Origin of the sequence: Enterococcus sp. CSURQ0835 (genome assembly GCF_902706605.1) — a bacterium.
In the GTDB taxonomy this organism is placed as follows: Bacteria; Bacillota; Bacilli; order Lactobacillales; family Enterococcaceae; genus Enterococcus_A.
The window spans coordinates 47,521-68,189 of sequence record NZ_CACSLH010000010.1 but is presented as its reverse complement, the minus strand read 5'-3'; the positions used below and the strand labels follow the sequence as shown (position 1 = coordinate 68,189).

20 protein-coding genes are annotated in these 20,669 nt (G+C 44.1%); 3 read left to right on the top strand and 17 right to left on the bottom strand.

What is annotated here, in order from left to right; all coding sequences use genetic code 11:
- Positions 1-3: 3 nt before the first annotated feature.
- Positions 4-1,338 (bottom strand): putative aminohydrolase SsnA, encoded by a 1,335-nt coding sequence (ssnA, locus tag GVJ38_RS06135; protein ID WP_159722316.1) that lies wholly within the window; start codon positions 1,336-1,338, stop codon positions 4-6.
- A 330-nt stretch (positions 1,339-1,668) separates the two neighbouring features.
- On the opposite strand from ssnA, the gene GVJ38_RS06130 reads away from it, so the two are divergent.
- On the top strand, positions 1,669-2,304 hold the full coding sequence (locus GVJ38_RS06130) for a helix-turn-helix transcriptional regulator (RefSeq protein ID WP_159722296.1): 636 nt from the start codon (positions 1,669-1,671) through the stop codon (positions 2,302-2,304).
- 73 nt (positions 2,305-2,377) lie between these two features.
- Here GVJ38_RS06130 and yqeB read toward each other — a convergent pair whose 3' ends face one another.
- From yqeB to xdhC (GVJ38_RS06115), 3 genes are read right to left on the bottom strand one after another with little or no spacing between them, the layout of a single operon-like run.
- Positions 2,378-3,205 carry a selenium-dependent molybdenum cofactor biosynthesis protein YqeB gene (gene yqeB, locus GVJ38_RS06125; protein WP_159722295.1) on the bottom strand — a complete coding sequence of 276 codons (828 nt, stop codon included), beginning with the start codon at positions 3,203-3,205 and terminating at the stop codon, positions 2,378-2,380.
- A complete protein-coding gene (yqeC, locus tag GVJ38_RS06120) occupies positions 3,184-3,915 on the bottom strand; it encodes a selenium cofactor biosynthesis protein YqeC (RefSeq protein WP_159722294.1) in 732 nt (243 codons plus the stop codon). The genes yqeB and yqeC overlap by 22 nt, the downstream gene beginning before the upstream one ends.
- Positions 3,899-4,906: a xanthine dehydrogenase accessory protein XdhC gene (gene xdhC, locus GVJ38_RS06115; protein WP_159722293.1), complete on the bottom strand. Its 1,008-nt coding sequence runs from the start codon at positions 4,904-4,906 to the stop codon at positions 3,899-3,901. Before xdhC (GVJ38_RS06115) ends, yqeC begins: the two co-directional genes overlap by 17 nt.
- A gap of 231 nt (positions 4,907-5,137) precedes the next feature.
- On the opposite strand from xdhC (GVJ38_RS06115), the gene modA reads away from it, so the two are divergent.
- Positions 5,138-5,956: a molybdate ABC transporter substrate-binding protein gene (modA, locus tag GVJ38_RS06110; protein ID WP_159722292.1), complete on the top strand. Its 819-nt coding sequence runs from the start codon at positions 5,138-5,140 to the stop codon at positions 5,954-5,956.
- A 175-nt stretch (positions 5,957-6,131) separates the two neighbouring features.
- Entirely contained in the window at positions 6,132-6,584 is a 453-nt protein-coding gene (locus GVJ38_RS06105; protein ID WP_159722291.1) for a type II toxin-antitoxin system HicB family antitoxin, read from the top strand.
- A gap of 49 nt (positions 6,585-6,633) precedes the next feature.
- Here the strand turns inward: GVJ38_RS06105 and GVJ38_RS06100 are convergent, their stop codons facing one another.
- The 13 genes from GVJ38_RS06100 to xdhB form a co-directional block, all read right to left on the bottom strand.
- On the bottom strand, positions 6,634-7,128 hold the full coding sequence (locus tag GVJ38_RS06100; RefSeq protein WP_159722290.1) for a MogA/MoaB family molybdenum cofactor biosynthesis protein: 495 nt from the start codon (positions 7,126-7,128) through the stop codon (positions 6,634-6,636).
- Between the two features lie 17 nt (positions 7,129-7,145).
- Positions 7,146-8,168 carry a sulfate/molybdate ABC transporter ATP-binding protein gene (locus tag GVJ38_RS06095; RefSeq protein ID WP_159722289.1) on the bottom strand — a complete coding sequence of 341 codons (1,023 nt, stop codon included), beginning with the start codon at positions 8,166-8,168 and terminating at the stop codon, positions 7,146-7,148.
- Entirely contained in the window at positions 8,165-8,827 is a 663-nt protein-coding gene (gene modB / locus GVJ38_RS06090; protein ID WP_159722288.1) for a molybdate ABC transporter permease subunit, read from the bottom strand. Before modB ends, GVJ38_RS06095 begins: the two co-directional genes overlap by 4 nt.
- Positions 8,828-8,836: 9 nt before the next feature.
- Positions 8,837-9,811, bottom strand: coding sequence for a molybdopterin-binding protein (locus tag GVJ38_RS06085; protein ID WP_159722287.1), 975 nt, complete (start codon positions 9,809-9,811; stop codon positions 8,837-8,839).
- A 164-nt stretch (positions 9,812-9,975) separates the two neighbouring features.
- Positions 9,976-11,181 carry a molybdopterin molybdotransferase MoeA gene (locus tag GVJ38_RS06080; protein WP_159722286.1) on the bottom strand — a complete coding sequence of 402 codons (1,206 nt, stop codon included), beginning with the start codon at positions 11,179-11,181 and terminating at the stop codon, positions 9,976-9,978.
- 21 nt (positions 11,182-11,202) lie between these two features.
- A complete protein-coding gene (gene fdhF / locus GVJ38_RS06075) occupies positions 11,203-13,950 on the bottom strand; it encodes a formate dehydrogenase subunit alpha (RefSeq protein ID WP_442896021.1) in 2,748 nt (915 codons plus the stop codon).
- Positions 13,944-15,233 carry a complex I 51 kDa subunit family protein gene (locus GVJ38_RS06070; RefSeq protein WP_159722284.1) on the bottom strand — a complete coding sequence of 430 codons (1,290 nt, stop codon included), beginning with the start codon at positions 15,231-15,233 and terminating at the stop codon, positions 13,944-13,946. The genes fdhF and GVJ38_RS06070 overlap by 7 nt, the downstream gene beginning before the upstream one ends.
- Before the next feature lie 99 nt (positions 15,234-15,332).
- On the bottom strand, positions 15,333-15,821 hold the full coding sequence (locus GVJ38_RS06065) for an NADH-quinone oxidoreductase subunit NuoE family protein (protein WP_159722283.1): 489 nt from the start codon (positions 15,819-15,821) through the stop codon (positions 15,333-15,335).
- 15 nt (positions 15,822-15,836) lie between these two features.
- Positions 15,837-16,430: a hypothetical protein gene (locus tag GVJ38_RS06060; RefSeq protein WP_159722282.1), complete on the bottom strand. Its 594-nt coding sequence runs from the start codon at positions 16,428-16,430 to the stop codon at positions 15,837-15,839.
- On the bottom strand, positions 16,431-17,237 hold the full coding sequence (locus GVJ38_RS06055) for a formate/nitrite transporter family protein (RefSeq protein ID WP_159722281.1): 807 nt from the start codon (positions 17,235-17,237) through the stop codon (positions 16,431-16,433). It abuts the gene before it with no gap.
- Between the two features lie 474 nt (positions 17,238-17,711).
- Entirely contained in the window at positions 17,712-19,121 is a 1,410-nt protein-coding gene (locus GVJ38_RS06050) for a uracil-xanthine permease family protein (protein WP_159722280.1), read from the bottom strand.
- A gap of 119 nt (positions 19,122-19,240) precedes the next feature.
- The gene (xdhC, locus tag GVJ38_RS06045) at positions 19,241-19,717 is read right to left on the bottom strand and encodes a xanthine dehydrogenase subunit XdhC (RefSeq protein ID WP_159722279.1); all 477 of its coding nucleotides are present in this window, start codon (positions 19,715-19,717) and stop codon (positions 19,241-19,243) included.
- Positions 19,714-20,592, bottom strand: coding sequence for a xanthine dehydrogenase subunit XdhB (xdhB, locus tag GVJ38_RS06040; protein WP_159722278.1), 879 nt, complete (start codon positions 20,590-20,592; stop codon positions 19,714-19,716). Before xdhB ends, xdhC (GVJ38_RS06045) begins: the two co-directional genes overlap by 4 nt.
- Positions 20,593-20,669: the final 77 nt, after the last annotated feature.

Here is a 20,669-nt window from a genome sequence, read left to right as displayed (position 1 = left end):
CCTCTATTGATTGATTCGGTTCCAAAGTTTTTGTGCTTCTTCTTGTGCGTGAGCGTAAACTTCTGTCTCATCAACACCTAACACGTTGCGGTCGCGCATTTTAATCTCACCGTTCACGATCGTATCGGTGACGTTTTTCCCATTCATACCAAACAAGATATGCATGTTGTAATTATCTTTAGTCATTGGGGTTGCAGCTTTGTAATCCAAGACGATCACATCAGCGGCAGCATCTTTTTCTAAAACACCCAATTTTGTATCAAAGTAACGGTTGGCCATCACATGATTGTTGTCAAAAATCATTGCTGGAATTTCACTCCAACCAGCATTTGGATCAACTAAATGATGTTTGTGGATCACATTGCCGACTTTATAAGATTCGGTCAAATCATTCGTGTAGCCATCTGTTCCGATCCCACACAATAAGTTGTAGTCATTGAACATCCGTAAAACCGGTGGACAACCAACTGCATTGCCCATATTAGATTCAGGATTGGTGACTACCATCGTGTCGGTGTCTTGCAACAGTTGCATCTCATGTGGATTGATGTAGATACAATGGGCGACGATCGTTTGCTTACCTAAAATATCTAAATCAAACAAGCGATTGACGATCGGTTTATTGTATTTTTCCAATGAATCTTTCACATCAGAAAATCCTTCTGCCACGTGGATATGAAAGCCAACATCACGAGGCGTTAACTTGCGAGCGGTTTCAAAAGTCTCATCTGAGATCGTAAACGCCGCGTGCATTCCCATCATCGCGTGTTGCATGTCATCTGTTCGTTTTTTACTTTCATTGATGAAACGAACATTTTCATTAATGGCAGCTAAAGCTTGATCTTTGCCATGTCGATCAGAAACTTCATAGCAAAGGCACGTCCGAACACCAAATTCATCGGCTGCTTTTGACAACTGATCTAAACTGCCATCAATTTCGCCGTAACTAGCTTGATGATCAAAAACTGTTGTCACACCATTTTTGATACTTTCCAAATAAGCGACGCGTCCACTGTGATAAGTCGTGTGATTATCCATTTGACTATCTAAGCGGAACCATTGCCCTTTTAAAATATCTAAAAAATCGTTTGGGTGGTAGCCGTTGATAGCAAGTCCCCGAGCAAATGTACTATAGATGTGATTGTGCATATTGATCATCCCCGGCATGATCACGCCACCTTTTGCATCGATGAACTCTTCATCCGGGTAACGTTGTTTCAGCTCGGCTGTCGTTCCGATTTCTTTTATCTTGTTGCCTTCGATCAATACGGCACCATCATTAATGAAAGGGGTTTCCTTTTGCCGCGTAATCAAATGACCGTTTCCAACCAACATAATGTGTAACCTCCTTAAGTCTAAGCGCTTGCAAGAATTTCAAACCTAACAACTGTTCAAGTGTTGGCTCAAATTTTTTGTTCCGCTTTCTTGTTCGTCCCTAGTATAGCACTTTACCTAAAAAATAAAAAGCTAAACTAAAAATTATTTTTGTTTATTTGTCTTATCCTTGCCATCATGCTATTATTAGTCTATCCTAAAGGACGAAAAAGCTAGGTTCTTGCTAACTTTCACTAGGAACTAAAAATTTTTTAGCTCCCGTTGTTTTCAAGGTTAAGTAAGTCCTGCGCTGCTTCTTCTGCCAGCAAATAAAATTTTTTTGGAGGGAACGCAATGATTTCCGATACGAACTTAGATTTTTTACAACAAATCGGGCGCGCGATCGCGACGCAATTCGGCGAAGATTGCGAAGTCGTCATACATAAGATTGATGCGGAAGACACGGAACATTCCATCATCTCAATTGAAAACGGCCACGTAACCGCACGTCATGTAGGAGACGGACCTTCTCAAGTCGTCTTAGAAACGATGAAAAAAGATCCGGCCGAGCTAAAAGATCGCTTGAACTATTTGACTCGCACCCACGATGGCCGCGTGTTAAAGTCCAGCACTGTCTACTACAAAGGCGAAGCCGGTGACTTAGAAGCGATTTTTTCAATCAACTTCGATACCTCTTCACTGTATGCCGCAGAAAATGCGATCCACAAGCTGACAGCTACGGCGGTCGATCAATCTGAATCCGAAGACCCGAACTTCATTCCAAAAGATGTCAACGAACTATTAGACGAATTGATCCTCGAATCTGTCAAACTCGTCGGTAAACCCGTTGCGCTGATGACTAAAGAAGACAAAGTGAAGAGCATCCAGTACTTGAACAAGAAAGGTGCCTTTTTGATCACCAAATCCGGCGATAAAGTTGCGAAATTTTTCAACATCTCTAAATACACCTTGTATAATTACATCGGATAATAAACTACAGGCCAGTCAAAACAAAAAACGTGAAAGACAAAAAGTCGATTGTCTTTCACGTTTTTTGTTCTGCTCAAATCAGCACATCACTTGCTACTCGTTGCAATTGCATCAATGCTGCTTCCAAAGCCGCGCCACCTAATGCCCGCGCTTTATCAGAAATCGCGTAGCAGTCGACTTGGGCTTTTGGTCGTGGATCGACATCGCCACATTTCAAACCTTGCGGGATATCGATACCCGCTTGGATCAAACCGCGCAAAACACCGGTTAGTGGTGAATAGACGGGAGTCTGTCCAACATAAAATAAAATCTCACCTTTTGTAACTTCTGTACCGATCGGATACCGATGTTTGACCACGCCACTCGCCGGTGAATGGATCACTCGTTCCGCACTTTTCCCCCCTAATACGCCTGGAATCCCCGTATTCGGTAAGGCACTACCGGCTGTGATCAATTTCCCTAGTGAATGGCCTCGCATCGTTTCAATCACGACTTGGCAATCGCTGGGCGCGGAAAATCCAGGCCCCAATGCAATCGTCACTGGTGCCATTTCAGGTGTCGTCCCTAAATTTTTTTTCGCTAAAATCGCGTCTACTACTACAGCCGGTCGTAATTGAGCTAAACTTTCAGCTTCAGGATCGATCAGTAACGGGATCTGTCCGTGTTGCCAACTCTGTTCACACTGAGTCCAGTCAGCGACTTTTTCAGCTACGAGATCCTCAACTTGAAATGTTTGCGTATAAACCGCATTACACAGTGCTACCGTGCGCCGAATCGCTAGTGGTTGCGCAGTTTCTAAAATCACGACTTTAAACCCTGCGTGAAAAAATTTTTGAATGACGCCCGTTGCTAGATCCCCACCGCCACGAACTGCGACGATCAATTCATTGAGCGCTGCCATAAGACCACTCCTTTATTTTGCCGTGTACTGCCCGCCACGATTTGATCTACGACTGACTTATCCACTTGTTGTGCTAACATTTGGGCTGCTAGCCAAGCAGAGGTCGTTTCCACTTGATTCAGCAATAAAATTTTATGCCCTTGAGCTTTTTGAAATAAACCAGTGGCTGCTTCAATCACCGTTTTCAAAATGACTGGCGTGATCACATCCCCTGCCGCCGCCTCAGTCAAATTTAAAAAAAGCGGCAAGCGGTGGACTGTCGTCGGACCAATCACGTGACCCAAAACCGATAATGGGATGATACCGATCGTCGTCGTTGTTTCCGGTAAGACTACTGGCTCAAAATCTGCCCAGCCTTTTAATGGCAATTGTTTGGAACCATCTGCTTCTAAAACGACATAATCAAAACAAGGAAAGCGATCACGAAATGTAGCATCTAACGGTTGTGTAATTTTTTTGCGTCCATCGTGCTCACTGACCACACCTGCGATCGTCACACCTGGTGCTTGGCCTAACTGAGAAAAGTCTCGTTGGTAAAATTGATCATAACTATTTTTTAGCGGATACCCCATCTTAGTTGTTGTACTCAACAAGATTTTTTCTACCGGTAATTGTCGCGCCAGCAATTGTAACAGGCTCGTCTTGCCGCCACTGCCGATCACGGAGACCACGCCTTTTTTTAAATTTAAGCAATCAACTAACGTTTTCATGTGCACACTTCCTGACTTGTGCTCGACGTGCAATCAATTCACCGGCGACACTGATCGCAAGCTCGGCGGGACTTTCTGCACCGATCTCTAAACCAATCGGCATGTTGATCCGATCGATAGTCGTTTGAGAAAAACCAGCTTGGGTCAATTTTTTTCGTTGCAACGCGATTTTTTGTCGGCTCCCCATCAAACCGATGTAAGCCGCCTTAGTTTGTAAAAGTTGTTTCGCAAGTTCAAAATCATGCAGATGCCCGCGCGTGATCACGACTGCAAAATCAGCCGGTGCGATTTGGAGCGCATCGATTTGATCAAACGCAATTTTACGGCGTTCATTTGCAGTAGGAAAAGTCGTTTCCGTCAAATAATCTTCACGATCATCCGCGACGACACAATAAAAATCCAACTGCGTTAGCACGGGGACGATAGCTTGAGAAACATGACCTGCGCCAAATAAAACTACCCGCGTCAACGCTTTTAATTCAAAAACAACATACTGGCTGCCCGCTAAGTTTTGCGGACCAACTGCTCCGTTCCAGTTCGCAGCTAAGCTTTCTGGTAGCCAACCACTTTCCGGTGTATAAATCGTTAAAGGGCAGGCTGCAGTTTCGGCCGTAGCAAATAAAAAGCTTCGGCGGTTGTGTTGCTGATTGACGATGATCTGTTGGCAAACTGCGATTAAAGCTGGTGTCGCGATTTGAAACGTTTGGAACAAGATCGAGACTTGTCCACCACACACCATCCCAAAATCACGCGCAAGATTATAATCACGGCGCACACTTTTTTTAGCAGCTAGATCTGCTTGAGCTTGTTTGATACTTTGAAACTCGATCGCGCCACCACCAATCGTTCCGGTAACTCGCCCCTGTGAATTCACAAGCATCATTGCCCCAGTTTTTTGTGGGGTGGAGCCATGACTTTCCGTGATCGTCACTAGAATACACGCCTTTTTTTGTTGGAGTTGCGCTAGTAGTGCTTCGAAGATTTCTTTCATGTCGTTCCCCTACTTTTTTTATTTTTTCGCAAGCGATTACATTTTCCGTTCAGCCAAAGTATAGCACCCTGCCAAAAAATTTACAATGTGACCAAAATAATATTTTTTAGAACTAACTGTTTCGGAGCTAAATAATTTTCAACTAAGCAGATTATTTTTTATAAAAGCGCTATCTTTTTCAAATTAAACGTGCTACAGTATTTTTGTTGAAATCATTAGGAGGCAGTACCGATGAAAAAAATTGTGTTAAGTTTACTGACAGTTACGACATTACTCACACTAGCTGGTTGCGGAAATAAGGCAAGTTCTACTAGTGGCAGTACTAAAGCGACGACCCAAACGAGCAAGGCGGAGTCCGTTACCTTGAAACTAGCAGCAGCTGCAAGTTTGGAATACGCCTTTAACGAAAAGCTGATCCCACTTTTTGAAAAAGAAAATCCCAACGTCAAAGTCGAAGGTTCTTACGACGCATCTGGAAAATTACAAACTCAAATCGAACAAGGTATGGATGCAGATATCTTCTTTTCAGCCGCCACTAAGCAGATGGATAATTTAACTAAAGAAGACTTGATCGCCAGTGCGACCAAAACTGATTTGTTAGAAAATAAACTCGTCCTGATCGTGCCGAAAAACAATCCGGCTAAGATCGAGAAATTTTCAGATTTGACTAAAGCAAAAACATTAGCGATCGGTGATCCAGCCAGCGTTCCTGCGGGTCAATACGCACAAGAATCCCTGACAAATTTGAAATTGTGGGATTCTGTTGCAGACCACTTGAGCCAAGGATCAAATGTCACCGAAGTCTTGAACTGGGTGGCAGATAGCAGTGCTGAAGCGGGCTTAGTCTATGCAACGGACGCGAAGATGAACAAAAATGTCACCGTCGTTGCGACTGCACCGCAATCTAGTCTGAAAGAACCTGTCGTCTATCCTGTGGCGATGGTGAAAAAAAGTCAACATCCAAAACAAGCGAAAGCTTTCTTGAAATTCCTTCAAACTAAAAAAGCGCAAACCATCTTTTCTGATTATGGCTTTACGCCGAGAAAATAAAAATTCCAATTAATAACTCAAGATTCCCTTTAACACAATCTCTTTAATAAACAAAAACGGTTTCGCTCTTAATTGATAGCGAAATCGTTTTTGTTCATTAGCTCAATTGACTAACAATAAAACTACTGAAGCCTGACTGAATGTATCAGCAGCTTTTTTAAAAGAGGCATTTTTGATGCTTGTAACTTATCCAGCTCTTTTTTACTATGATTTCGAAGCTGAACATATTGCACCTTATTTCGTTCATTTCCCTGATCTTGAAAGTTCTGGAACACAAGGAGATGATATTTCGGATGCCATGATGATGGCGGCTGATTACCTTGGTGGGTTGCTCTCGATTATGATTGAAGAAAATGAACCCATTCCAGCGCCGCCGAACATCCACAAACTTTCGCTGACTGAAGATGATTCCTTCAAAGATGAGCCTGAATTTTCATCGTCTTTTGATCCTGAAAAATCATTTATTTCCATGGTGACAGCTGATCTGACTAATTACTTAAACGGAAATGATCCAGTGGAAAAAACACTAACAGTTCCCAAATGGGCAAACCGACTTGGTCAAACATCGGAACTTGATTTTTCAAAAACACTAGTCGATGCCATTGTTGAAAAACATCTTGCAGATTAATCAACATTAAAAAAGATCACACCAACAAATTTTGCTAGCGTGATCTTTTTTAATGTTTTTCAGCTTCTTGATTGCGGTCAGTTAAAATCCCTAGAGCATGCGGTAATTGGTCGAGTAGATAGGTCAATGATTCTTCTACGGCTTTGACACTGCCGGGCAGATTTATGATCAAAGTTTGGCCGCTGATCACCGCCACGCCACGGCTTAACATCGCGCGTTTGGTAATTTTGAGCGAAAAATTACGCAGTGCTTCTGCGATTCCCGGGACAATTTTATCAGCTACCGCCAGTGTCGCTTCCGGCGTGACATCTCGTGCGGCTAGTCCCGTACCACCAGTCGTCAAGATCAAATCGCATGTCTGATTGTCACACCACGTTTGCAATTGTTGACAGATCACAGCTTGTTCATCGGGCACGAGCGCGTAGTCTACCACCTCGAATCCATTTTCCGTACAAATTTTTTTAATCGCTGGCCCACTGAGATCAGCTCGAATCCCCGCGGCTCCACGATCACTAGCAGTCAAAATAGCAACCGTATACGTCATGTTTTCACTCCTTTGCTTCAGTTACACGTGTCTTTTAGTAATTGGATCTTGGACGGCGGGATCGTTAAATGACCTGTAAACTGATTGGGCTGACTTTTAGCTAACTTCCACCAAAGTTCACGCGTTCCAGGTGACCCTTGACAATAAAATTGCTGCTCAAATGGCGTTTCACTTTGTTCTAAGATCGTAGCGGCAAACGCATTTTCAGCGGAGGGGCTACACGGGGCTAGATCGTGGGCACGGACCCCGATCTGCGTCACATCAGCTGTCACTTTACGGGCAGTTTTTAAGACGAGCTGCCAGTCCAGCGCGCGGACCGTATAGTCATCGAGCTTTTCGATTCGTGAAATATTTTTTACCCCTGTCAACCGCGCCGTCGCCACTTGTTGCGGCTGATCAAAAATTTGTTTCATCTCACCAGATTCCACCACTTGCCCCTGGTCTAAAATCGCGAGCTTTTGACACAAACGATACGCTTCATTGCGATTGTGGGTGACAAAGATCACATCACCGTCGTAAGTCGCTAAAAAATGTTTCATCTCTAGTTCGACTTTTTCTTTTAAAAACGTATCCAGTGCCGAAAATGGTTCATCCAATAACAAAATATCCGGTTGTGAAGCTAACAAACGTGCAAGAGCAACGCGTTGCTGCTGTCCGCCAGACAACGCATGACTGTATTGTTGGGCCACATCAGTCAATTCAAAACGTGCCAACAAGGCATCCACTGCTGTCTTTTGAGCGACACACGCAATATTTTGTCGGACTGTTAAATTCGGAAACAACGCATAATTTTGAAACAAATAGCCGACTTTGCGTCTTTGCGGTCGCAGATCAATCTTTTTTTCTGAATCATACAACGTGCGCCCATTCACGATGATCCGCCCAGCATCTGGTTGCTCGATGCCCGCGATACATTTTAAGATCATACTTTTCCCAGAACCTGATGCCCCCAAAAGTGCTAGTTGATCATTTTGCGAAGTCAGCCGACAGCGGAGCGTAAAGTTAGTCAATTTTTTCGTAAAATCTACTTCTAGGCTCATCGAACTGCTCCTTTTCTCAATGTGATCAAATTCATCAACACTACAACGACAAATGAAAAAACAACGATCAAAAAAACATCGTGGTAGGCATCTTGCATCCGTCCGCCGGCTACCGATGAATAAATCGACAACGGCAAGGTCCGTGTTTTACCCGCGATATTGCCCGCGATCATTGCCGTCGCCCCAAATTCACCTAGCCCGCGCGCAAAAGATAAAATACCGCCTGACAAGATTCCAGGAGTCGCCAGTGGCAATTCTAATTTAAAAAAAATAAAGGTCTCAGATAAACCCAATGTGCGTGCAGCATTTAAATAATCAGGATCGACTTGCTCTAACGCCCCGCGAGCCGAGCGATACATCAATGGAAACGAGATCACGACTGCAGCTAAGACCGTCGCGCTCCAAGAAAATGCGATCTTCCACGCAAAAAATTCTAAGAAAAATTTTCCTAAAATACCTTGGACACCGAAAAGATACAACAAGAAAAACCCCGCGACCGTTGGCGGCAAGACCATCGGCAACGTTAGCAGGCCATCTAATAGGATCTTGACTTGTTGGTTGCGAATTTGATTGACCGCTTTTGCTATCAACAGTCCCAATACAAATGTGATCAGACCGGCACATGTTGCGGTCTTCATAGATAATAATAATGGTGACATGCGCGCCTCCTACAACAACCCGCCGACGCCCAGTTGCGCGATTTGCTGCGGGGTGATGGTTAGTTCTGCTAAAACTCGCGGCCAGATCAAATCGAAGACGGTTTTTTTCGAGAACATCACCGCTCCCGGTAAACCCATGATCGTTTGTCCATTTTTCGTATAAGCTAAACTGAACATCGAGCCCGGTAAGACGGGTGTGCCATAACAAACTAGTTCATCACTGGCTGCTTTGATCGCGTCAGCTGTCACATCGTCAGGATCGACACTCATCCCACCCGTACATAAAATAATATCGATTCCCGCTTGTTTCATATCTTCAATTGCAGCTGTGATGTGCACCAAAGAATCATCCACGATCTGGTGCGCCGTGATTTCGACTGGATAGCTGGCTAACTTTTCCCGTAAGACAGGTTCAAACCCATCTTTGATCCGCCCTTTGTAGACCTCGCTTCCCGTCGTAACGATTCCCACCGTTTTAGTTTTAAACGGCCAAAGCTGAACTAATTCACGCTCTGGCACTAGTGTTTGCAGCTGCTGCATTTTTTCTTTTGTGATCGTTAAAGGAATGATACGCATGCCAGCGATCGATTCCCCTTTTTGCGCTTCATAAAAATTCGCTTTAGTGGCGATCATGGTTTCCCCAAAACCATTGACTTGGTCTAACGCAGCTGTTTTGACCGTTACGACGCCCGCAACTTTCGCCTTGGCTTCGATCTTGCCTTCTTTAACAGGTGTCGGTTCGATAAATTCGGAAGCACACAATCTATATAAAAGTTCAGCCGCCGCCTCTTCATGAAGTAGCTGATCATTTTCTTCCCACACATATAAATGTTCTTTGCCTAGCGCTAATAACACCGGGATATCTTCTTTTGTCACGACATGGCCTTTTCTAAAGCGCGCACCTTTTCTGACACCCCGTACGATCTCGGTAATATCTTGGCACAACGTCAAACCCACTGCCTGTTTCGTTTCAACAACTTCCACAATTCTCACCTCACAACTATTTTGCACTACTAGCCTAGCATGTTCTACGTTAGAAAGATAGCGATTCCAAATAAAAAATTTGGTTTAAAAAAAGTTTTTTGTAGAAAATGGTATAGAAAAATAAAAACTCCTTCGCAAACCGATTTGGTCACGAAGGAGAAATATTATTCCGGCCACAAATAAATTTTCACGATCGAGCCAGGTTGTATTTTTTCACCGACAGGCTGTTCTACTAAACAATTGGTCGCAATCGTCGTATGAAAGATCGCAGAACGATGGCCCCGTGGCGCGATCTGAATACGACCGTCAGTGTAAGTCGCGCGAATAAAACGGCGGATGCGACCTGCTTCCATTTCACCGGAAACGATCGTGCCCCATTTTTCTTTTAAAGCAAAGGCTTCGCAGTGATAAAAATGCGCTACTAGATCCCAATAAAACAATTGGAAGTTTACGAATGCGGCAAAGGGATTACCAGAAAGCGACAAGATGATACTTTCTTGCCACTTAGCCGCCATCACCGGTGTTCCCGGTTTAAGATTGACATAATGAAAAAGTTCCTCTGCTCCTAGCAGTGCCAAGCCTTGCGGAATAAAATCTTTTTCACCGACGGAAACACCACCAGTTGTGATCACTAGATCGACTTGCCCCGCATAGCTTTGGACGATTTTTTGAAAAGCGATCGGATCATCGGGACAAACCGTTTGAAAAACTACTTCACCACCAAATTGAGTGATTGCAGCTGCGACCGTGTAACTCGTACTGTTATAAATCTGACCTGGCAGCAGGGATTGACCTAATGGCGCTAACTCACTTCCAGTCGCTATGAGCCCGACGCGAATTTTTTTTAGCACCGATACTTCTTTGATCCCAAGACTCGCTAAGATTCCTAATGCCGCACTCGTTAACCGAAAGTTAGCCGGTAAGATTGCTTGTCCCAACTGGATATCTTCACCGATCGCGCCATAATTACTACCTGCGACCGGTGTGGTATAAAAAGCGACACACTGACTGCCTTGATCAGTCAATTCTTGCTTGACGACAGTATCAAAACCGGTGGGGATTGCAGCCCCAGTCATCACCCGATAAGCAGTTTGGCGTTTGCCTGTCAGCCCAGTCGGATCATCACCTGCATATAGCGTTCCTGCGACCGGCAAACTAACAGGCGTGGCTTGACTAGCGCCTACTAAATCAGCCGCGTAAACCGCATACCCATCCATACCAGAACGCGGAAAACTTGGCACAGCCACTGGTGCGGTGATCGCTTCAGCAGTTACGCGTCCGCTAGCGTTTAACAGCGGAAGCATTTCTGTTTTCGTTTGTTTTGCTAAGGCTTGACGCAAAAGCCCTTGAGCTGCTTCAACTTCGATCACCGCTCGTTCCTTCTTTCTACTTTACACATTCACGACTGCTTTGACTGGTTCGATTTGGACCGCACAGACTTTATATTCTGGAATGATGGCGATATCATCAAAAACAGCATTCGTGATCTCATTGACATTCCCATCTGGAAAATGGAACGTCATGAAGACTGAATCGATCATAACCGTATCGCCTACTCGCGCGTAAGTTTCAATCTCGCCTCGACGGGATGTGACTTTGACTTTATCTCCATCTTTGATCCCTAATTGATTGGCGTTTTGATAATTGATCTCGATATACGAATGGTTCGCCAATTCATTGATCCCTTCCGTACGCCCAGTCATTGCTCGTGTATTGTAATGATATAACATCCGCCCGGTCGACATCAAGAACGGATACGTGTCATCTGGTAATTCTTTAGCAGGTTTATACGGAATCGCCATGAACAAGCCTTTGCCGCGAGTAAACTCGCCCACGTGCATGATTGCGGTTCCTGGATCGTCTAGGCTCCGGCAAGGCCACTGCAAACCGCGCCCGCCATTTGCTTCTAAACGTTCATAATTCACGCCGCCAAACGTTGGTAAGAGTTGGGCGATTTCGTCCATGATAGCACTTGGATTTTCATACTGCATCGGATAGCCCATTCGAGTAGCAACGTCACAAAAAACAGTATAATCTTCGCGCGCTTCGCCTTTTGGTTCCACCGCTTTTCGAATACGTTGGATGCGGCGTTCCGTATTCGTGAAGGTCCCGTCTTTTTCCGCAAAACTGATTCCGGGTAAAACGACATCGGCATACGCTGCTGTTTCGGTCATAAACAACTCTTGCACCACTAGAAAATCTAAACTTTCTAACGCTTTACGCACGTGACTGATATCAGGATCTGTGACGATCGGATCTTCCCCGAAAATATATAATCCGTGGATATCACCTTTGATCGCCGCTGGTAAAACTTGTGTAGAAGTCAACCCGATCTTACGGTTCAATTCGGTTTGCCAAGCTGCTTCAAATTTATCGATCGTACTTTCATTGGCGACTTTTTGATACCCTGGGAAATCAAATGGCGAACATCCCATATCACAAGCACCTTGAACATTATTTTGACCACGTAACGGATTAACGCCACAACCTGGTCGACCTAATTTACCTACGAGCATCGCCAAATTCGACATGCTCATCACGCCTTCTGTCCCGGAAGAGTGTTCCGTGACCCCTAAACAATAAATGATCGGTGCTTTGTCGACGGTGGCATATAACCGCGCTGCTGCAATCAAGTCTTCTTTATCGATCTCACAAATTTCCGCCACTACTTCTGGTGTGTATGAAGCAACTAGTTCTTTCATCGCTTCATAGCCTTCTGTCCGTTCGCGAATGAAATCTTGATCTTCTAGCCCTTCATTGATGATGACATTCATCATCCCGTTGGCAAAAGCGACATTAGTCCCACCTTTGATTTGAAGATGTAATTTACTATTTTTCACTAAATCGATCTTACGAGGATCAACGACGATCAGTTTGGTCCCGTGTTGGATTGCTTGACGGATTTGGGCGCCGATCACTGGATGCGCTTCAGTCGGATTCGAGCCGACGAGTAAGATCGCATCTACATCAGTTGTGATATCTTCAATCGTATTGGTCATTGCCCCACTGCCTAATGTATTGGCGAGTCCATGCACTGAAGCTGAGTGACACACACGCGCACAATTATCGACATTATTCGTGCCAAATGCCGTCCGCACCATTTTTTCAAAGACGAAATTATCTTCATTGGTAGAACGTGAGCAAGAAAAGCCAGCCAAACTATCCGCACCGTGATTTTCTTTGATCTCATTAAATCGTGTAGCAATCAAATTCAACGCGTCATCCCATGAAGCTTCGACAAACTCTCCATTTTGCTTAATCAACGGTTTCGTCAAACGATCCGTTGATGCGACGAATTTATACGACGCAAATTTGCCTTTCACACACAATAAATTTTTGTTAGCAGCACCATTTGCTGGTTCGGCTCCCACGATCGTATTGTTTTTGACTAATAGATCCAACTGACAACCAGTCCCACAATGCGGACAAGTCGTGCGTACTTTCGTCGTTTGCCATTTGCGGAATTTTTTCGAATCTTTTGCCGCTAAAGCACCCGTCGGACAAACGGAAACGCAATTGCCGCAAGACTCGCAATCAGACAAACTCCAATCTTCACCATAACAAGGCAACATCTTCGTATCAAATCCTCGACGAGCAGTTGCGATCACATCCCGACCTTGGCGCGATTCACAAACACGTGCACAGCGGCGACACATGATGCATTTTTCTGGATCATAAGTGAAAAATGGATTCGTGTCATCGACTTGATTGCTCGGTTGACGTTTACCATGGAAACTCGTTTTACTGATCCCGTATTCCAACGAATAATCTTGCAACTTACAATCACCGTTACTTGGGCAACGGAAACAATCCAATGTATGGTTACTCAACAATAGATCTAATACAAAGCGCCGAGAGTCCCGCACTTTTTGATTGTTAGTATGGATCACCATCCCATCTTGGGCATGGGCGGTACACGCAGTCACGAGTCCACCTTTGCGTCCACCTTCTACTTCGACCACACACATCCGACACGATCCATCAGGCGCCAACTCTTTTAAATGGCATAACGTCGGGATCTCAAGTCCGACTTGCTCTGCCGCAGTTAAAAGTGTCGTCCCTTTTGGCACCGTGACTTCATGGTCATCGATCGTCAAAGTCACTGTCTTGACGTTGGTTTTTACTTCTGGCATTACCATGCAGCCTCCTGTCTTTCAGGTATCGCTTGATCCACGACCCCTTGGAATTCTTCTGGAAAATCCTTCATCGCTGAAACCATCGCCGTTGCAATCGATTGGCCTAACCCACAAGCTGACAGTTGGGTCACATGGGTCAATAAATGTTCAAATCGTTCCACATCTCCCGGAGCCGCAGCTTGCGCTTTAAACGTTTCCAACATTTCTACGATCCGCAAGCTACCGATTCGACACGGCGTACATTTGCCGCAAGATTCATGCGCGAAAAATTGAGCGACCGATACTAAATAATCGATCAAATTAACACTGTCATCCAGTACGACGATCGCACCGGAACCGATCGCCAAATTTTCTGCCCACAAACCGTCATAAGAATACTCACAATCAGCTAATCGAGCCACAGAACCGATCGGACCCGATTGCCCTCCAAAGTGAATAAACTTCAACGGCCGACCGGTACTGGATCCTCCGCCATATTCCTCACTGTATAAAATTTCTGATAATGGCGTACCGAGATTGACTTCATACAAGCCTCGATTTTTAATATGGCCAGATAAACAGATTAATTTCGTACCGCCGCCATCTTCAGTCCCTAATTCACGGAAATAGTGTCCGCCTTTACGTAAAATCACTGGGACACCAGCAAAGGACTCGACATTGTTGACTAAAGTCGGTTTCAAATACAAGCCGACATCCGCTAAATGAGGCGGTTTAACCCGTGGTCGCCCGGTTTTTCCTTCGATGGAATTTAACAAAGCGGAGTTTTCCCCGCAGACATACGCTCCAGCTCCCGAGATCACTTTGATATCATAATCAAAACCAGCGCCTAAAATATTTTCTCCTAAATAATTTGCTTTTCGCGCATTATCTAAGGCTTCATTGAACAAGTCTTGCAGACGACGATACTCACCACGAATATAAATATACCCTTGTTTAGCACCAAATAAGTAGCCAGCAATCGTCATGCCTTCGATGATCGCAAAGGGATCTTTTTCAATCAACGCTTTATCTTTAAAGGTTCCTGGTTCTCCTTCGTCGGCGTTACAGACGATATATTTCGTGTTACCTTTTGAACCGTACATATGACGCCACTTACGGCCTAATGGGTAAGCAGCCCCTCCTCGACCTCGCAGCAAAGCTTCATCCAATTCCGTAAAAATCGCTTCGTTGTCCATGATCAGGGCTTGTTTTAATCCTTGATAACCGTCTAGACGAACGTAATCGCTAACGGAAGTGGGATTGATCTGATCGAAGCGTTTCGTTAATACAATTTGGTCACGCACCACATGTCACTCCTTCATCACTCTAGTTTTTACTGAGACTACAGCTGTGGGGAGAGCAAATCTCTCGCTGCGCTTTCCCTCAGCTTTTTTGGCCGGTATTTTTTATAACTCTGGATACTCGCCTTCTGCTAAATCTACGACGAGTTGACTGATCTCCTCTTCATTTAAATTGGTGAAAACACGGTCTTTGATTTTGATGAAAGGAGCCTTGTCACACAACCCGATACACGGCACACTGTGGTATAAAAACAAACCATCTGGTGTCGCAGTATTGGCCGGTACCCCTAACACTTTTGCTAAAGTCTCAGATACGACTTGCTCACCAGAAAAATGACACGGCGCACTGTCACAGATCTTCATTACGTAACGTGCTTGCTTTTCGTCTTTTAAAATCGAATAATATGAGATCATCTCATACACGCGCGTCTCGGTAAGACCCAATTCTTTTGCCACGAGCTGGGCAGTCGGTTCATCGATATAGCCTTTGGGTGACGCGTATTGCAAATCAACAAGCATATTCAAAACTTGTTCGGGATTGCGATCATAATGGTCGATGATCGCTAATTTAGCTTCTACGTTCAATGTGGTCATCATTCAATCCTCTTTTCAATAAACAGTTACGGGCATTTGTTTGTCCCAACGCAATTGGTTGGTAGTCGTTTCTTTTTGGATGGTAATCCGCTCAACTGCCGGATCAGTTGCATCACTCACGATTAGATCCGCAAAATCATATACGTCTTTTGAACTGGGCTTCAAACGACGCTTTTGGTTGTCCATCATAATAAAGATCCCTGGTTCTACGTATTTACGTAATGAATTGGATTCGCAAATGATCAACGCATTTGCTGGAATCTGTTCCAAAAAATATTCGAAGCCTTCAAACAAACTATCTTCAAATGCTTTTAACAAAAAACTTTGCTTCACACCTGCTTTTAATAATTCCATCGTATCTTTTTTGCCACGGCGATTTTTTTCTTCGATCAATTCAAATCCGCTATCGATACTCGTGCAGATCCCACAGCCGACACCACCACGCTGGCAAACACCACGTTTACCGGTGATCGTGATGATCTTTAACGCCACCAAGGGATAGTCGTTGAATTTTTCGATCAATTTTTTTGCCACGGTGGTTTTGCCACTGTTGCGTCCAGTCGATCCGATCTGCAACAGCCGCGGAAAATACCAATAGCCTATCGTCATTTAGATCACCTGTCGTTCAATTATTTTTTCTGCTTCTTCAGCAGGTTTGAAATACGTTTTATAAAGTGGTAATGCTAAGAATACCGCGCCGCCAAGTGCGTTGCCGATAAAGACGAACACGATATCTGTGAATAGTGCGCCAAGTGAAATGGGGGCGCCGGCAAACATCGCAGCAGGAATGATAAAGGCATTTGCCACAACGTGCTGAAAGCCACAAACGACAAACAGCATGATCGGAAACCACAGGCCGAATGCTTTTCCCATGAAGTCTTTACTCATGGCGCCTAAAAAAACGGCCATACAAACAAAAATGTTACAACCGATTCCTGAGACCACCATCTTCAGCGGTGTATCCGCTACTTTACTAGCCGCTACGGCAATCGTCTTAGCTGCAAAATCACCTTCTGTCAGTCCCGTAAGATGACCGAAAAAGTAAGCCACGAACAAGCCGCCTAAAAAATTCCCCAGCATCACAAGCAACCAATTTTTGATAACAGAAGTCAGCTTAACTGTATGATTCAGCCAGCCAAATGCCATTACCATCATATTGCCAGTTACTAATTCACCGCCTAAAAAAGTGATCGCCATCAGTCCAATTGGGAATAAACAGGCGCCAAGAAACGTTGAAAAGCTGCCCCAGGCTTTCGGGGTCGTACCCGCAACTCTGACAAATGACAAATACCCTAATGCGATGAACGCTCCAGCTAAGATTCCCAATAAAATAACTCGTATGATAGAAAGTTGTTCTTTTGCATGCGCTTTTTTACTCAATAACCCGATCACTTCTTTTGTGGAATAACTATTCATTTTGACACTCCTAACTTTTTTGATCAACCTGAGTCCAACCAATTCTGTTAGTGTCTATACGTTTTGTCATTTTACCATTGAAACTTCAGTGATTGCTACTGTATTTTGATTAATTTTCAGAATTTTATAATAGCGACAAACGCAACCTAACAGAAAATAACGAAACACTGCCAACAAAACTTCCTTGCTCCAGCACTTTTTATCCGCTCACGTTGCGCCCCCTCTTTTAAAAACGCTTTCAAAATTATCAAGCAGTATTGGGAATAATTTCTTCTCACTGCTGTTTGACCGAAATGATTGTGATGTGTTTTCGATGCTAAAAATATTTTTTAGCAACTAAAATTATTTTTTATTTAATTATAGATCTGATTCACGATTAGTCAATAAGATTTGAGAAAAGAATTTTAGAATGACAAAAAAACTGGTCATCAGTCAGTATGATCCGACTTGATGACCAGTTTTTACTTGAACATATTAATTGATAGATGCAACTTTAGAATCTCCTTTTTCACTTTCTGCTGCGACATTGGCTGATGAACTTTCTGACTTAATCAATGACTTAAAGTTAAAGAAAAAATTCAAGCTGATAGCTGTCAAGGCGCCGGATAAAATACCGCTGCCAAAAATATTTTGGACCAACTGTGGAAAGCCAACATAAAAATTCGGATACGTCGAAGGCAACATCGCGACGCCCACACTTAATCCAATGATCAACATATTTTGATTTCCTTCAAAATCGACTTGCTTCAAAATGTTTACAGCACTGCCAATAATGACGCCAAAGATCGCAAAGCCTAAACCACCCAAAACTGGTTTGGGGACAGCGGAGATCAGTGCTGAAAATTTTGGGACAAAGCCCGCGATCACCAGCATCACACCGGCAGCAGCAGTTGCGTAGCGACTTTTTTCTTTTGACAGATCTAAAATACCTAAATTTTGCACAAAAGCAGTGGGCTGGACTGCATTGAACAGTCCGGAAAACAAAGTGGAAAGGCCTAATGTTTTCAACGTGCGACCAAATTGTTTTTGTGTCATTTCTTTTTCAACGATGTTATGGATCCCCATCGCAGTTCCTGAAACTTCCACCATTCCTAAAATCATCACGATCACATACGATGGCAAAGCGGCTAGGTCCAGCTTAGAGAAACCATAATGTCCTGGCAATGTGAAATCAAGCCATTTTGCTTCGATGACGGGAGTAAAATCCACCATACCCAATAAAATAGCCGCTAGCATCCCCACCACCAACGCGATCAAAATACTTAAATTGCCTAAGAAGCCTTTTAAATATTTGCTGATGAGAATGTGAAAAAGGAAAATTCCAAAAGCGATAAAAAAAGATCGATGATCGATCGACTGCGTCAAATCGTAAGCTTTTTTCCCCATCATCCAATGATACGTGTTGGGGATTAACGCGGTCCCTAACACCATCAAATTCGTTCCGATCACGACTGGCGGAAAAAGGTGGCGCAACTTGATCCAGTAATTGGCAATCAAAAAGCAAAATAGGCCAGCTAGCATCGTTGAGCCTGCTACGATTTGAAATCCTTCACTGACAGACTTCGCTTCTTTCAATGTGCTGACAACAACTGGAATAACTGAAAAGTTAGCTCCCATTGCCATCGGGATCAACGGACTGGTGCGGGGGATCACATTCAATGCAGCTAAGATAGAAGACAAGCCCGCAGCGAAAATGACCGAGCTGACAAAAAAGCGAGTTTGTTCGGCTGACAAGCCGGCACTAGCTGAGATGATCAAAGGAACTGGGATCGCAGCTAAAATGGCAATCACCGTGTGTTGAAAGCCTAAAGGTAGAATTTCTCCCAGGGGCAACTTACGATCAGTAGTATCGGGCAGTGCATTGACGTTCGTTTTTTCGGACATATCCGAGGTCACACCTTTCATTTTTAGAAAGCGTTTTCATTTGATCTTTACGTTTGAGCTCACTAAAAATAATGGTGCTCTTTCAGCAAAAGAGCACCTATTATTTTTACTGTCAACAATTATTGTTCATTGCGCCGGTGTGCCGTCACTTCGACCGCATCAACGATTTTTTGGTATCCAGTACAGCGACACATGTTGCCAGACAAACCACGCCGAATCTCAGCGCGACTAGGCTGCGGATTATGTTGCAACAAGTTTTCACTGGACAAGACCATCCCCGGAATACAGAAACCACATTGGACCGCACCCGCTTCCACATACGCTGCTTGAATATCAGCTAGCGTCCCATCTGCTTGTGTGATCCCTTCAATCGTCGTAACTTTCCGGCCGGCTACCCACATCGCCAGATAAATACAAGAATCGACTGTTTGATCGTCAACGATCACAGTACAAGCTCCGCATTCACCGACTCCACATCCTTCTTTTGTCCCCATCAAAGCGAACTCTTCACGAAGCATCTCTAACAAGCTCTTCCGAACATCGACCAACACTGTGACTTCTTCGTTATTTAGCGTAAAGGTAATCTCTTGTTTCATTTCGCAGCTTCCCCCTTCAATGCTTCCACAATATTTCGACCAGGCAATAGCTGAACGAGATGATCACGATACTCTTTTGATGCGCGCCATGAGTTACGCGTATGAGTCTCTGTTAAACACGCCGCTCCGATTTGCTTCAAAGTTTCATCAGTGATCGTTTTACCTTGTGCGTAATGTTCTGCACCAGTCATTCGAATCGGTGTCGGAGCAGCCACACCAAAACAAATTCGGAGTTCTTCGATCACGTCATCTTGATGCTTCACTAAAGTAGCACAACTGAGATTTGCAATATCTAAAGCTTGGCGTTGAGCAAATTTTGTATAGTGTCCGATAAAGCCCGCATAATCTTTTTGCTCGATTTTGATTTTAGTCAAGATTTGACCAGGCGCTAGATCTACCCAGCCAGCTCCTTTGTAAAAATCAGCGATCGGCACATCTTTCACGCCATCTTTGGTCGCAATTTCCAACACAGCATTATAAGCGAATAAAGTCGGTGCGCTATCGGCTGAAGTTGCTCCATTACAAACGTTACCACCGATCGTTCCACAATTTCTTGTTTGAGGCCCACCCACTAGTGCCACCGCTTCGGCTAAGAGCGGTGTGTATTTTTTGACTAAAGGATGAGCGGCAACTTCCGTAAAGCTATTGGCAGGGCCGATGACTAACGTACCCTCTGCTGTTAAATAAGTGTCGTGCAGTTCCGAAATCCGCGTGATCCCGATCAATGGCACACCGACAAAGCCTTTTTTATATTCACGCGCTTTTACTAAGACATCGGTTCCACCCGCAATGATTTTTGCTTCAGGATATTTTTCAATCAAAGTAAAGTAATCCGTTAACGTTGTAGCTTCATGATAACCCGTAATATCATACATTGTTTATTCCTCCATCATTTAAGTCGCTAAAAGCACCCCGTTCAGAAAATGAACTACAGTACCAGCAAATTTTCTAA